The sequence below is a fragment of the Streptomyces sp. CA-251387 genome (assembly GCF_050936625.1).
In the GTDB taxonomy this organism is placed as follows: domain Bacteria; phylum Actinomycetota; class Actinomycetes; order Streptomycetales; family Streptomycetaceae; genus Streptomyces.
The window spans coordinates 1,147,207-1,161,028 of the sequence record NZ_JBNJMJ010000001.1 but is presented as its reverse complement, the minus strand read 5'-3'; the positions used below and the strand labels follow the sequence as shown (position 1 = coordinate 1,161,028).

At 71.8% G+C, this 13,822-nt stretch carries 12 protein-coding genes and 2 pseudogenes; 7 read left to right on the top strand and 7 right to left on the bottom strand.

The window, feature by feature from the left end:
• Positions 1-69 precede the first annotated feature (69 nt).
• Positions 70-819, bottom strand: a complete 750-nt coding sequence (locus tag ACQEV2_RS05025; RefSeq protein WP_433036933.1) for an Atu4866 domain-containing protein — start codon at positions 817-819, stop codon at positions 70-72.
• Between the two features lie 331 nt (positions 820-1,150).
• On the opposite strand from ACQEV2_RS05025, the pseudogene ACQEV2_RS05020 reads away from it, so the two are divergent.
• A pseudogene (locus ACQEV2_RS05020) lies at positions 1,151-1,327 on the top strand (Atu4866 domain-containing protein); the annotation flags it as partial.
• A gap of 279 nt (positions 1,328-1,606) precedes the next feature.
• Here ACQEV2_RS05020 and ACQEV2_RS05015 read toward each other — a convergent pair.
• The 5 genes and pseudogenes from ACQEV2_RS05015 to ACQEV2_RS04995 all read right to left on the bottom strand — a co-directional run bounded on the left by ACQEV2_RS05015 (position 1,607) and on the right by ACQEV2_RS04995 (position 7,414).
• Positions 1,607-2,482, bottom strand: a complete 876-nt coding sequence (locus tag ACQEV2_RS05015) for a helix-turn-helix transcriptional regulator (RefSeq protein ID WP_433036931.1) — start codon at positions 2,480-2,482, stop codon at positions 1,607-1,609.
• Positions 2,483-2,668: 186 nt separating this feature from the next.
• Entirely contained in the window at positions 2,669-3,412 is a 744-nt protein-coding gene (locus ACQEV2_RS05010) for a transcriptional regulator (protein ID WP_433036929.1), read from the bottom strand.
• A gap of 209 nt (positions 3,413-3,621) precedes the next feature.
• Positions 3,622-3,785, bottom strand: a pseudogene (locus tag ACQEV2_RS05005) (PIN domain nuclease); the annotation flags it as partial.
• 75 nt (positions 3,786-3,860) lie between these two features.
• On the bottom strand, positions 3,861-6,437 hold the full coding sequence (locus tag ACQEV2_RS05000; protein WP_433036928.1) for a SpoIIE family protein phosphatase: 2,577 nt from the start codon (positions 6,435-6,437) through the stop codon (positions 3,861-3,863).
• Positions 6,438-6,805: 368 nt separating this feature from the next.
• Positions 6,806-7,414, bottom strand: a complete 609-nt coding sequence (locus tag ACQEV2_RS04995; RefSeq protein WP_433036926.1) for a hypothetical protein — start codon at positions 7,412-7,414, stop codon at positions 6,806-6,808.
• A gap of 629 nt (positions 7,415-8,043) precedes the next feature.
• On the opposite strand from ACQEV2_RS04995, the gene ACQEV2_RS04990 reads away from it, so the two are divergent.
• Positions 8,044-8,445, top strand: coding sequence for a hypothetical protein (locus ACQEV2_RS04990; RefSeq protein ID WP_433036924.1), 402 nt, complete (start codon positions 8,044-8,046; stop codon positions 8,443-8,445).
• Here ACQEV2_RS04990 and ACQEV2_RS04985 read toward each other — a convergent pair.
• A complete protein-coding gene (locus ACQEV2_RS04985) occupies positions 8,414-8,902 on the bottom strand; it encodes a bifunctional DNA primase/polymerase (protein ID WP_433036922.1) in 489 nt (162 codons plus the stop codon). The genes ACQEV2_RS04990 and ACQEV2_RS04985 overlap by 32 nt on opposite strands.
• 264 nt (positions 8,903-9,166) lie before the next feature.
• Between ACQEV2_RS04985 and ACQEV2_RS04980 the strand changes: the two genes are divergently transcribed.
• The 5 genes from ACQEV2_RS04980 to ACQEV2_RS04960 all read left to right on the top strand — a co-directional run bounded on the left by ACQEV2_RS04980 (position 9,167) and on the right by ACQEV2_RS04960 (position 13,729).
• The gene (locus ACQEV2_RS04980) at positions 9,167-9,769 is read left to right on the top strand and encodes a DUF998 domain-containing protein (protein WP_433036920.1); all 603 of its coding nucleotides are present in this window, start codon (positions 9,167-9,169) and stop codon (positions 9,767-9,769) included.
• Positions 9,770-9,824: 55 nt separating this feature from the next.
• Positions 9,825-10,562: a DUF1775 domain-containing protein gene (locus ACQEV2_RS04975; protein ID WP_433036918.1), complete on the top strand. Its 738-nt coding sequence runs from the start codon at positions 9,825-9,827 to the stop codon at positions 10,560-10,562.
• A gap of 115 nt (positions 10,563-10,677) precedes the next feature.
• Positions 10,678-10,881 (top strand): hypothetical protein, encoded by a 204-nt coding sequence (locus ACQEV2_RS04970; RefSeq protein ID WP_433036916.1) that lies wholly within the window; start codon positions 10,678-10,680, stop codon positions 10,879-10,881.
• Complete coding sequence (locus tag ACQEV2_RS04965) at positions 10,881-13,193, top strand: heavy metal translocating P-type ATPase (protein WP_433036914.1); 2,313 nt, start codon at positions 10,881-10,883, stop codon at positions 13,191-13,193. The genes ACQEV2_RS04970 and ACQEV2_RS04965 overlap by 1 nt, the downstream gene beginning before the upstream one ends.
• Positions 13,190-13,729: a copper chaperone PCu(A)C gene (locus ACQEV2_RS04960; protein WP_433036912.1), complete on the top strand. Its 540-nt coding sequence runs from the start codon at positions 13,190-13,192 to the stop codon at positions 13,727-13,729. Before ACQEV2_RS04965 ends, ACQEV2_RS04960 begins: the two co-directional genes overlap by 4 nt.
• Positions 13,730-13,822 lie beyond the last annotated feature (93 nt).

The window sequence follows — 13,822 nt, the reverse complement described above, 5'->3', positions numbered from 1 at the left end:
CAGGTCGCGGTTTCCCCAGGTGTCGTGCACCCAGGATCGGGACTGTGGGGGCGCCGATGGGCGCAGAGGTCAGCCCAGCTTCATGACGTAGCCCGCGTGGTGGAGTTCGTCGCCCTGGAACTCTTCGTAGGCCCAGAAGCCGAGGTCGTCGAGGTAGTCGATGCGGTCACCGTCGATCCAGAAACGGCCTTGGTAGGCGTGCGGGCGACCGCCCCGGGCCTCGTCGTAGCGGCCGTCGACGGTGAGTTCCTGGTGCAGGAAGTCGTTCCTGTCGATCCAGACGCCGACCCGTGGGCTGCCGGTCAGGTCCGGTGCGGCCGGGGTGCCCGCCTCGGGGGCGGTGGCCCGGCCGGGGACGTCGGTGCCGGCCCACAGGACGGGCCGGCCGGCCGCGACCAGCGCACGGACCTGCTCCGGCCGGGTCATGAGGGTGGCCACCGCGCTCGGTACGTCGGCGGCGAGTTCGTCGGAAACCACCAGGAAGTCGGTGGTGTTGCGCGGGGTCAGTGTCTTGACGTACTCGGAGCGGTGGCCGCGTCCGCCGACCAGCGCGACGGTGTCCACGACGGCGGGGACGATGGTCGTGCCCGTGCAGTCGACGACGATGGCGTTGTCGTCGCCCGCCGCGGTGATGATGCCCGGGCCGACGCCCACGAGCAGAGAGCCGACGAACAGGAGGTCGGCGCCGGTCATGGTCCCGATCAGCGGGTCCATCGTCACGATCCGGGCGTTGGTGAACAGGACGGGACGGCCACCGTCGTTCGAGACGATCTCGTCGAGGGCCTTCGGGTTCCAGCTCACGTTGTCGGGGATGGTCATGGTGTTCCTCAGGGAGTTCGGCTCATCGGTCTGCCCGACGCACGAAGCGGGCGCCGGTGCAGGTGGGAGGCAGATGCTCGGCAGCCACAGCAGCTGCGTGAGCATCACGTTCGTCGCGCTGCGGAATCGGAACCAGGCCGCCGTATCCCCAGGTGAGCGGCACCCATGGTCGACCCCGCTGCTCGTGACAGGGCTCGGGAGACTCGCCTGTGTCGGCATCCTGATGTCGCCGCGCCGTTCCACTCGCCATCGTGGGTGCGCCGCCCCCAGGAAACCCGCACCTGGGGAGACGGCGGCCTGGTTGCCATCGGCTGCCGGGCCAACCATGGGGCAGAGTGCCTACACCGGCCGTTACACCGTCACGGGCAACCACATCGACTACGCCGACGACACCGGCTTCACCGCCACCGGCGACATCCGCGACGGCGTTCTCTTCCACGAGCACCTGGTGCTCTACCGCGAGGGCGACAAGCGCGCCAAGGCAGGAGGCAGTTGGTCGCACGGCTGAGGGGTCACGCCTAATTCTTGTCGGGGCCGTTCGTTCCAGGACCGGCTATGGCTCGATGCGATGTGCCCTGTGCTCGCGCCGTCAACCTGCTCACAAGCCTAGATTTCCGCTCAGAACGGCCAAGAAGGGTCCGTCAGCTTGCTGACGGACCCTCTCGCGCAAGATCGAGCCACCAAAGGGGCGCGCCGGCGATGGGCGGTGTCATCAGCTCGCGCAGGTAGCGCAGCCGATTCTCCGTGGTGGTCGTGGGCCCGTGTCGCATGCGCGTCACACAGGATGTCAGGTGTCGCTGAGAACCCGGCCGGATTCGCCCTGCACCACCTGTGCGGATTCCCCTCGGCCGGCGCGGGACCGGAGTTCGGCGAAGGCAGCAGCGGTGGCACTGGCCGGCTCGGCCTGGTAGACGACCAGCTGCTGGTGCGGGGCACCGTTGACGGTGAAGGCCGAGAACTGGATCTCCAGAGCGCCGACCTCGGGGTGTGCGAGGTTCTTCGCCTGCTGCGACTTGCCCCTCACCTCGTGCCGCGCCCACAGCTCTGCGAATTCGGGGCTTTTCGCGCAGAGCGTGTCGACGACTTCGGTGATCCGCGGGGAATCGGGGTCGTATCCGTAGGCCGCGCGCAGCTCGGCCACGCACGAGTTCGCGGCCTTGTCCCAGTCCTGGTAGAAGGAACGCCCGGCCGGGTCCAGGAAGACCATGCGGGCCTGGTTGTCGAACCGCTGGAATCCGCTGTGCAGGGCCGCGGCGAGCGTGTTGTGCGCCAGGATGTCCAGGGCCGGTCCCAGGATGAAGGCGGGGGTGTCGGGCCAGCTGTCGATCAGCTGCAGAAGCTGGGCGCTGATCCTCTCGTGACCAGCGGGAACGCCGCGGCGCTCCTGGGGCGCACGGGTGAGTCTGCGCAGGTGGTCGTGTGCCTCGTCGTCGAGGCGGAGTGCGGCGGCGATCGCGTCGATCATCTGGTGCGACGGGCTGGTCTCCCGGCCCTGTTCCAGGCGCATGTAGTAGTCGGAGCTCACACCCGCGAGCATGGCGACCTCCTCGCGGCGCAGCCCCGGCACCCGCCTGCGCCCGTGCGCCGGCAGGCCGACGTCCTGCGGCTTGAGGGCTTCGCGCCGTGCTCTGAGGAAGTCTCCCAAAGGAGTGCCGTCACTCATGACCCCAACCTAGTCGAGGGGAATGCAGGCCGCCGGTGGACGGGACGTCCAGGCGTCCGGCCATGCCGCATCCGCGGGGTCGGCTGTGTGCAGGATCCAGGCCGCAGGAGCCGGTCCGAGGTGCGCGGCATGATTGTGGGCCCGGCCCTGGCATACCCAGGAAGCGCGGGGCCGGGGCTGGGCCTCTCACCACCGTGAGCGTGCATCAGTCGGAGACGGCGCCTGTCGCCGTGTCCTGTGCGGGTACGGGGCCGGCACTGAGCGAGCCGAGCAGGGCGAGGGCGTCGGCGGAGCTGCTGCCCGGTTCGGCTTGGTAGACGACGAACTGCTGGGTGGGGGCACTGTTGACGGTGAAGGACTGTAGTGCAGTTCGAGGTCGCCGACCTGGGCGTGGTGGAAGAGCTTGGCCTCACGGATCTTGCCGCGCACGTCGTGGCGCGCCCACAAGACGCGGAAGTCGGCGCTTTTCATGGACAGTTCGCCTACGAGCTGGTTCAGCCGCGGGTCCTCGGGGTCGATACCGGCCGTCCACCGCAGTGCGGCCACGGTCGACTCGGCGGCTCGGTCCCAGTCGCGGTAGAAGTGCCGCGCGGCCGGGTCCAGGAACGTCATGCGCAGCAGATTGTCGGCTTGGATGAAGCCGGCGTAGAGGGCGCTTGCGAGCCGGTTGCAGGCCAGGATGTCCAGTGCGGGGCCCATAACGAAGGCGGGCGTGTCGCTCCACGTGTCAAGGAGTCGCCGCAGGTGCGGGGCGACGCGTTCGACGCGGGGCGCCCGGCGCGTACGGCGGGTGGTCGGGCCGGCCATGCGATACAGGTGGGCCACCGCTTCGTCGTCCAGTTGCAGAGCTCGTGCGACGGCCTTGAATATCTGCTGCGACGGGTGTCCTTCGCGGCCCTGTTCCAGGCGCATGTAGTAGTCGGTGCTCACCCCGAGTGCTCCGCGACGTCTGGATCACCCGGCTGCCGCGGCGGCTCAGGTTGAGCGTCTGGGAGACGGTCCGTACCGGACGATCCAGCGCGTTGGTCAGGGTGGGGGCGGACGCGACGAGGGCGCGGTACGGCAGGGACCGGCGTGGACGCGGGCAGCGCCGTCATCCCGGTGAGAGGCCTGGTCTCCGTCCGTGCTTCTGTGGAGTGCTACTGCCTGAGGTGGATCATGCGGACCGACTGCCCTGTCGTGCGGGCGATGGTTTCGAAGTCGTGGTCGAAGTGGAGCAGGGTGAGTCCTGCTTCTTCCGCCGCGGCGGAAGAAGCAGGAGATCGACGGGACCCGCGCTGCGGTGCTCCCCTTTGGGGGTCAGCCAACAGGGACAGTGCCAGGACCCGGGTACCGGAAGATCCGGGGCAGGGACGGCGGCGTCGGAGAGCCTGCTGCCTCACGGCGGCGGGCCGGAGCCGGCGTGTGCGGACGCCGGCTGTGTCGCCGTCTGCGGTGGCGGGGCGTACTCGGTGAGCAGGAGGGCGATGTCGTCCGCCCTGTCGGCGGACCGGCGGGCGTCCCGCAGCAGCCCGTCGGCCAGATCCTCCAGGCGGCCCCCGCCCATGCGGGCCAGTGACGCCCGGAGCCGGTCGACGTCGGAATCGATGTCCGAGTCACGCCTCTCGATCAGTCCGTCCGTGTACAGGGCCAGGACCGACCCGGGTACGAGGCGCAGCTCCGACTCCGGAAATTGTGCCGCTGTGTCGATGCCGAGCAAAGGGCCGCCGGGCACATCCAGGACTTCGGCCTGCCCGTCGGGCAGGCGCAGCAAGGGCGGGGCGTGGCCGGCACGGACGATGCGCAAGACCCCCGAGCGAGGATGGAGCCGGGCGTAGCAGCAGCTTGCGAGTAGCGCCGGGTCGAGGTCCATGTGGAGCCGGTTGGTGTTGGCGACGACGTCGCTCGGCCGGTGGCCGGCGGTGGCGAAGGCCCGCACCGCGCTGCGCAGCTGGCCCATGGCGGCCGCGGCGGCGACGTTGTGCCCCTCGACGTCCCCGACGATCAGCGCGACCTCGTCGCCGGTGGGGATGACGTCGTACCAGTCGCCGCCGATCTCCATCCCTCTGGTGCCCGGAAGATAGCGCCCGGTGACATCAAGGCCCGGCAGTGTGGGCAGCCGGTGCGGCAGCAGCGCGTTCTGCAGGCCGCGGGCGAGGGCGAATTCGGCGTCGTAGAGCCTGGCGCGTTCCAGGGCCTGGGCGATCAGGCCGCCCAGCGCGGTGAGGACTCCGCGCTCCTCGTCGGGAAATCGGTGGACGTCGTCGAAGCCGAGCAGGCAGACGCCGACCGGGCGGTTCGAGGCGATCAAGGGCAGGAACGCCCAGGAGTTGGATGGACTGACCGTGATCCCGGGGTAGGTCTCGAGAAGCTCCTCACGGGACTCGACGAACAGCGGGGTCCCGGAGGTCAGCGCGTCCGTCACGGGGAGACGGGCATGCAGCGGAGTGCCTTCGAACCGGGTGAGAAAGCGCTTCGAGTAGCCGCGCTGATCGAGCAGGCGCAGGCGCTGCTCCTCCACCACGGCGATCGCCAGCTTCTGACCGCCGAAAGCGGGCAGCAGTTGCTCGGCGACGGCCTCGAACACCTCGTGCGCGGTGACCGCCTCGGTGAGCGCGCTGCCCAGCGTGAGCACCCGGTAGAGAGAACCCACGCGCGGGGCCGCGGGCGGAGGCGACCAGGATGCAGGCGGCCCCCCTTCCGCGAGGGGTGCACCGGGGCCGGTGTCGGCCGGTACGGGCTGTCGCACGGGTGCCACCCACCCCGTCATGCCCTGAGCGCCCGGGTGGAGGGAGAAGACCAGCCATGTGGCCGGTGGGCGGCGGACCAGGAAGGAGACCGGTTGCTGGGAGACCAGGGCGGCCCGGTAGCGGTCCTCGTACACGGGATCGGCCAGCCAGGGCAGGACGTCCCAGGGGCGTCGGCCGAGCAGTTCGTCCTGGCTCACCCGCAGCAGATTCTCCAGGCTGTGGTTGGCGTAGGCGAGGCGTCCGTCGGGCGAGAGCGCGAAGAAGCCGTCCGTGAGCTGCTCGATCGCCGCCACAGCGGCCATGCGGCTCCCGGAGTCGAGTACGGCGCCGACCAGATGGGCCGAAGCCTCCAGGTCGTCAGGGCTCTCGGGCACCCGGCCCCACAGCTCGACGGTGTGGTGGCCTCCGCGGCCGTCCCGGATGCGCAGGCAGTGTGCCAGTACGTGGCGTTCCTGGACCGCGGTACGGGCGGCGGACCGGAAGCCGGGCAGATCCGCGGGCTCGATCATGGCCGCCAGGGTGGCCGCCCGTCCGTCGAACTCGCGGGGCGGCATTCCGAAGATCGCACACAGCTCGTCGTCCGCCGTGAGGGCTCCGGTGTCGAGATTCCAGTCGAACAGACCCACCCGGATCACCGGAGCGGATGGCAGCGGGACCACTACCGGAGCCGTCCGCTCGTCGTACTCACCGAGCGCGCCGCGGGCCCGCAGTCCGGCGAGGGTGGTGCCCAGCCGGTCGGCGGCGGAGCGCAGCTGCCTGCGCTGCGCCCTCGACAGCCCTGTCCCGTCCGGCCTGGCCGTCCACACCACGGCCATGGTGCCGAAGGTCTGCTCGCCCGCCCGTACGGGGACCGATGCGGAGCCGAACGGGTAGGGCAGGGCGACCGAGAGCTGCGGGAAGCGCCGCATCGTCTCCTCCGCGCCGGCCAGATGGATCATGCGCCCGGAGCGGTACGCCTCCGCCACTGGCAGACCGCTGTTCACCGGGATCCGACGCCACCCGCTGAGCAGGGAGGGCGGCGACCCGCACGACGCGGCCACTACGAGCGAGCGGTGGTCGCCGGAGAGCAGAAACACGCTTCCGGCATGCGCTCCGGCCAGCTCCACGGCACCGACGATGGCACTGACCAGCGCGTCGTCACGCTCGGGCGCTTCGCCGACACTTGCGGCGCCGAACGGGTACAAGTTCGATGCCACACCGTTGGCCGACACGTTGCCCTCGATCATCGATGGATAATTTGTTCCATTTTAGGACGGTCCACGACTCTCCGTTGGCACGTGCCGGGCCGGGAAGGCCGTCCAGCATCCACGGACCGAGCGGCGGCAAGTTCCTACGTTTCCGCTTGGCCGGCCAGAGCAGGGGCCCACCCGACCGGGAGCGACCTGTCGGAGAAGCGGCTCGCCACGGCTCGCACGATGTGGGCGGATACTGAGGGCCCGGCAGGCGCCCGAAAAACCGCGAAATGTATCCGGTGGAGATTCCGCGCTCGGGTACCTTGACGGTTGTCTTAACGGAGTTTGGCGGACACGGGACAATCCGAACCGGGTGCGGCTGAGCTTCCTGGGCTGAGCGGGACCGAAGGCCGGACGGCCGGTCAGGGCCGCCCGTATCCCGGTACGGCGCACTGGCGCACCACCTGCGGACCGTCGACCTGCCCGCCGACGTGCCCGTCGAACTGCCCACCGACGTGCCCGCCGACCTGCCCGTCGTCCGGTGCCGTCCGGCTGTGCGCGGCGGGTGCCGGGTGGCCCTGGAGGCGGGACAGTTCGCTCGCGCAGCGCTGCAGGGCCACTTCCAGGACCTCGGGCATGGTCAGGGTGCCGCTGCCGTCCGGCGGGACCAGCCAGCGCAGCGCGCCCCAGCGGCAGTGCGGGGCGGGCGCGGTGATCCACGTTCCCGCGCCGAGCAGGCGTACACCGGTGCCGATCCAGACGGTCTGCGGCTCCGGGGGCAGTAAGAAGCCCACGTGGCGGCGCCGGGCATCCAGCAGACAGGGGCCCGGCTCCAGCAGCGGCAGCTCGTCCAACAGGTCGGCGACGCGCAGCCCGAGCTGTTCCGGCACGATCAGCACGTCCCAGAACCGTCCGGCCGCCAGGAGCGCGACCCCGGTGATGCCGTTCTGCCATTCCTCCTTGCAGGCGCCGGGGTCCTCCGACGCCGCCGCCAGCCACTCCATGGACTTCGTCCACTCCATGAGCGCCATGAAAAGCCTCCCGATGACCGGTGGAGCCTTGGTGCATTGACCGGTGGAGCCTTAGTGCACCGGGTGCCGGGTGATGCGGCCATACGTCGGGAGCCCAATTCCCCGTATGGGGCGAGCGCCCGCGCACCAAACAGGCAGAGAGCGGGGCGTGCGCCCCTGAGTCGGCGGAGCACGCCGGGGCGCCCTCCCCGTACTGGGCAACCCCGGTGGCGGCTGTGAAGGCTTGTACCGGATTCAGGGTGTTTGTTGTGGTGCGCTGGTTTCAGTCGTTGCATAGGCCGGTGACGGTGGACCCCGCCGCGTCGGCCTCACCAGTCGTCGTACTCGGCGCCTGAGACGTACGGGTCATGCCGGCGCCCCGGTGACGCGGACGGCCGTGCGGCCGGCGGGAGGGTCGCCTCGCGCAATGCGGCGCACCACGGGCAGTCGGGGGTGTCGTCGGCGTCGTCGCGGACGCCGGAGAAGAAGGGAACGTGCTGTGGTCCGTCGATGGAAGCAACTCCTGTCTCGATCGTGGGCGGACGATGTGGCGTAACTCCACGGCTCCATCCGGGGGATGTGCTCACCCGGCTGGGTGGTAGCAGCGGCGGCCGGCGTACCACCGGCGCACACCTCCGCGTTGCCCGGGCATGGACAGCTCTGAGACTGCGCGGCGCGTCCTCGGAGGCGATGCCGCACCCGTGACGTACGTCGTACCGGTCACCGGTGTGAGGGGCCAGCCGTCGATCTATGCGGCGCTGGTCGCGGAGTGGCAGGCCCACGGGCGTGCCGTGCCACGGCGCCGCGACACATGGTGGGACTCCGTCACCCCGGCCGACGGCCCCGGTCGGGCCGTCACGTCCTGGGCCGTCGGCCGCTGGACGGGCCTGGCCAGGGCTCTGGAGGCCGCCCCGGCGGACGAGGGGCACGAGGCCACCGAGCGCGTACCGGCCGTCGTCGTCCCCCGGGGCCTTCCCGGGCCGATGAGTCTGTGGGAGTGGAGCGGCAGCCGCGGGCGCGTCAGCGTCTCCGCTCCGCCGACGACCGACTGACGCGCGCCGGGGCGGCAGCGGTGCCGCCGGCCTCGCGCAGCGCCAGCTCCACGACGTCCGGGTTGTACAGCGCGCCGGTACCGTCGGGCGGCAGCAGCCACTCCAGGCGCCATCCGGTGGACCGGTGCGGTGGCGGTACGGCAACCCAGGACCCCCTGCCGACATGGCGTACGCCCGGCCCGACCCACTCGGTGGCCGGATCGGGCGGCAGGAAGAAGCCGACTCTGCGCGCCCCGCAGTTCACCAGGACGGGGCCGGTCGCCCGCAGCTGGGCACGTCTCAGGAGATCCAGGGCGCTCACACCGAGGTGCTCGGGAACACTGAGCACGTCCCAGAGCCGTCCGGCCTCCAGGAGCACCGCGTCCGCGCCCTGGTCCCACTGCTGTTTGCACGTCCGAGGATCCGTGGCGGCCGCGGCGAGCCACTCGACGGCCTGCTTCCCCATGGTGCGCTGCATGTCCTACCCCCAGCACTGTCGGCCCTGCCGTCCCGTTCGCGGCCATTCATGCTGGTGGATATTTCTATGTCCCGGAAGGGGTGGCGCAGTCTGGCGCGGGCTGGCGCTTTCGGTCGGGATGTTCGAAGATCGCATGGCCGTTCCCGGTTGCCGCACACTCCCATCTCCCTGACGGTGAACGGCCGTTGTGGCGCCGCGGACACCGTGCCGACGGCGCGGCGTGTGCGCGGCGAGCGGACTGCGTGGTCGCTTTACGGTGGTCTGATGCGACCTGTCCCAAGATGGGCCTTGTTTTCGTCGGGTTGTGCGCCTGTCGTGCTGATCGGCGGCTGGATGGTCGCGGCGCTCCTCGAAGGGCCCGCCTACGACCCCGCCACGCAGACGATCAGCACGCTGGCGGCCAGCGGCGCCGCGGGATCCTGGGTGATGACCGCGGCGCTGGCCGTCCTCGGTGTCTGCCACATGGTCACCGCCCTGGGGCTGCGCCCGGCCGCGTTCCCTGGACGTGTCGCGCTGGGGGCGGGGGGAGCGGCCGCGGTGGTGGTGGCTCTGGTCCCGCCGCCGAGCAGCGGAGGTTCGCTGCGCCATGGTTCGGCGGCCGCGGTCGGTTTCGCCCTGCTGGCGGTGTGGCCGGTGCTGGCCGCCGACCGTCGAGGCACCGCACCCTGGGGGCTGAGGCCCGGGCCCTCCCTCGCCGCGACCACCCTGATGGTCGTCGGCGCGGTCTGGTTCGTGCTCGAAATGCAGTACGACGGTGCCGACGGAGCCGCCGAGCGTCTTGTGACGGCCCTTCAGTCCCTGTGGCCCTTCGTTGTCGTGGCCTCCTGCCTCCGTCACCCCGGCCGGCCCGAGGGCCCCTCGCCCTGAGGACGCCGCTGCGCTTGAATGCAGCGACCACATCACCGGTACGAGGGAGTCGCACGTGCCCCGCCCCATCCTGACCCGCAGCCTGCGCCGCACCGGCGCCCTCACCGCGGTCGCGTTCGCGGCCACCGTAGCCTTCGCGGGACCGGCCGCGGCACACACCGAGGTCGAGGCGGAGGGCGCCCGGGCGCTCGACCGGAACGTCCCCCTGACCTTCACCGCGGAGTCGGAGTCCGGCTCCGCCGGGATCAGCAAGCTGGAGGTGATCCTGCCCGACGGCATCACCCCGGACGACATCACCTACACGGAAGGCCCCGAGGGCTGGAAGCTCGCCCGCACCGGCCGTGGCTACACCGTCTCCGGGTCGAAGCTCGCGGTCGGTGAGGACGCCGAGTACGTCGTCACCGTACGGCAGTTGCCCGACGCGAAGACGCTCGTCTTCAAGACGCTGCAGACGTACAGCGACGGGACGGTCGACCGCTGGATCGAACTGGACGAGGAGAGCGAGGGCGACGGCCACGGGCACGGCCACCCCGCGCCGCGGCTGGAGCTGAAGGCCGCCGCACCCGGCGCGAAGGCCGTGAGCCCCACACCCACCGAGGAGCCGACGACGGCGTCGCCCTCGGACGGGCCGACGACCGGCGCACCGTCGACCCCGTCGGCGCAGGCCGCGGCGGACGACACGGAAGGGGACGACGGCATGCCGGTGGCCGTGCCGCTCGGCATCGGCGCGACCGTCGTCGTGCTCGGCGCCGGGGCGTGGTGGTTCAGGAGCCGTCGCGGCGCAGCTTCCTGAGACGGTGTTTCCTGAGGCGGCTCTTCCCGAGGCGGCGCTTCCTGAGACGGCCGCCGGGAACTTCCCGCCCTCCGCGCCCGACTCCTGAAGCGGTACGTGCGTCAGGAGGCCGTCGATGAAAAAACCCCAACCTGTGCCGCCCGCCCTCTGCGGGTTTCTGGTGCTGCTCGCCCTGATCTTCACGGTGTCGTACGCCGTCGGAGCCGCCACCGGCCCCGTCGCGCCCGGCATGCACCGCTCCGGAACGGGCGGTGACGGGGGCGGCATGGACCCAGGCGACACGGCGGACATGCCGATGCGGCACGGGAGCGGCGGCTGATGGCCACCGAACCGGCACCCCCGGTGACCGTCACCGACCTGACCGTCGGCGGGATGACCTGCGCGGCCTGTGTGCGGCGGGTGGAGAAGAAGCTCGCCAAGCTGGAGGGCGTGACCGCGACGGTCAATCTGGCCACCGGACGCGCCCGGGTGAGCCATCCGCCCGACGTCCGCCCCGACCAACTGGTGGCGACCGTCGAACAGGCCGGATACCCCGCCGCGTTGCCCGAGCCACCGAAGAAACGGGGGCAGCCTGGCGAGCGGGAACGCCGGGACGAAGGGGCGTCCGAGGACGTCCGCCAGGAGCGCGTCCGGCTGCTCGTCACCGCGCTGCTCGCGCTGCCGGTGCTCGCGCTGTCGATGGTGCCCGCCTGGCAGTTCCGCAACTGGCAGTGGCTGTGCTTCGTGCTGGCCGCGCCGGTCGCCGTCTGGAGTGCCTGGCCGTTCCACGTACGGGCCCTGCGCGGACTGCGCCACGCGACGGCGACCATGGACACGCTGGTCTCCCTGGGCGTGGTGGCGTCCTTCTCCTGGTCGGCGTACGCCCTGTTCCTCGGCGGTGCGGGCACCCCCGGCATGCGGATGCCGTTCAGCCTGCTGACCTCCGCCTCCGAAGGCGTCGCGCACCTGTACCTCGAAGCGGCCGTCGGCGTGCCGCTGTTCGTGCTGGCCGGCCGCTCCCTGGAGGCACGGGCGCGCAACGGCACCGGTGCGGCCCTGCGCTCACTCGCCCGACTCGCCGCCAAGGAGGTCTCGGTACGCGACGAAGACGGCACCGAACGCCTCGTCCCGATCGAGGAGTTGACGGTCGGGCAGGTCTTCGCCGTACGGCCCGGCGAGCGCGTGGCCACCGACGGCGCGGTGGTGGAGGGCAACTCGGCCGTGGACCTGTCGCTCGTCACCGGGGAGAGCGAACCGGTCGAGGTCGGGCCCGGATCGGCGGTCGTGGGCGGCGCCGTCAACGCGGGCGGGCTGCTGCTCGTGCGGGCCACGGCCGTGGGCGCGGAGACCCAACTCGCCCGGATCACCCGGCTCGTGACCGAGGCCCAGGCGGGCAAGGCGCGGGCGCAGCGGCTGGCCGACGCCGTGGCCGGGGTGTTCGTGCCCGTGGTGCTGGCGCTGGCCGTCACCGTGCTCGGGTTCTGGCTCGGGGCCGGGGCCGATCCACAGGCGGCGATCACCGCGTGCGTGGCCGTCCTGGTCGTGGCGTGCCCCTGCGCGCTGGGCCTGGCGACGCCGACCGCACTGATGGCCGCCACCGGACGCGGCGCCCAGCTCGGCGTCCTGGTCCGCGGCCCGCGGGCCCTGGAGGGGCTCCAGCACATCGACACCGTCGTCCTCGACAAGACCGGCACCCTCACCTCCGGGCACATGAGCGTCACCCGGGTCACGGCCGTGCCCGGCGGGCTCGGCGAGGAAGCCGTGCTGCGGCTGGCCGGGGCGGTCGAGCAGGGCTCCGAACACCCGCTGGGCCGCGCGGTCGTCGCGTACGCCCGCCGCGTTCCGTCCGGGCAGGGGCCGTTGCCCGAGGTGCGTGACTTCCGGGCCGAAGCGGGCCGGGGTGTGCGCGGCCGGGTCGAGGGCCGACTGGTCGAAGTCCTCGCGCCGGACGGTGAGTTGCCCACGGCGTTTGCGGACGCGCTGCCGGCGGCCGAGGCGGCTGCTAATACGCCGGTCCTCGTCCGCGTGGACGGGGTGACGGAGGCGCTGATCGAGATCGGGGACGTCGTACGCCCCGGCGCCTACCGCGCCGTGGACCGGCTGCGGCGCCTCGGTGTGCACCCCGTGCTCGCCACCGGCGACCATGAGGCACCGGGCCGGGCGGTCGCCTCCGCCCTCGGCATCGAGGAGGTCCACGCGCGCTGCACACCGCAGGACAAGGCCGCTCTGGTGCGGGAGTTGAGGGAGCGGGGCCGTCGGGTCGCGGTCGTCGGCGACGGCGTCAACGACGCGGCGGCGCTGGCCGGAGCCGACCTCGGCATCGCCATGGGCACGGGGACGGACGTCGCGATCGGGGCCGCCGATGTGACCCTGGTGCGTGGCGACATCGAGGCGCTCGGGGACGCGGTACGGCTCGCCCGCCGCACCCTGGGCACGATCCGCGCCAACCTGCTGTGGGCCTTCGGCTACAACGCGGTGACCGTGCCGCTCGCCATGGTCGGCCTGCTCAACCCGATGGTCGCCGCCGTGGCCATGTCGGTGAGCTCACTGCTCGTGGTGGGCAACAGCCTGCGGCTGCGGGCCTGGCAGCCGGCGCCCGCTCGGGGTCGTGCGCGCCTTGTTCAGGGGGACCAGGGGGGCCGTACGCGATGACCGCACCCATGGCCGAGCGGACGGCCGATCACCGAGCCCGGCGCCCGACCCGCCGCCGGATCGCCGACGGCCTGCTCGCCGCGCTCGCCCCGGTCGCCGCGTGCAGCGTCGCCCTGGGCGGCCTGACCACCTGGGTGAACTCCGGGGCGGCGGGCAGCCCGGCGCGGACGGCGGTCACCGGCGGCCGGGTCTTCCTGCCGTACGGCGACGCCCGCGACACCGCTGCCTTCTTCCGGATCACCAACACCGGGGGCGCGGACGACCGGCTCCTGAAGGTGACGTCCTCTGCCATCGGCGACGCGACGCTCAGCCGGCATCGCATGACGAGTGGCCGCATGGCGTACGCGCAGACGGTCGACTCGGCCCGGATCCCGGCCGGCGGCAGCCTCGCGATGTCCCCGTACGGCCTGGACGTGACGCTGCGGGCGAAACCGGGGTGGCGCGCGGGCGACCTCGTGCCGTTCACGCTGCACTTCGAGCACGGCGGACGGATCGAGGCGTCGGCGGTGGTCGTCCGGCCCGGCGAGGGTGAGTGACGCGAGTCCTCTCACCTCTACTTGTCGGTCGGGCCGCGTGCCCGGTTCCCTCGTGTCGGTGTGTCCTGTATCACTCTTCTGGGCTTGAGTGCG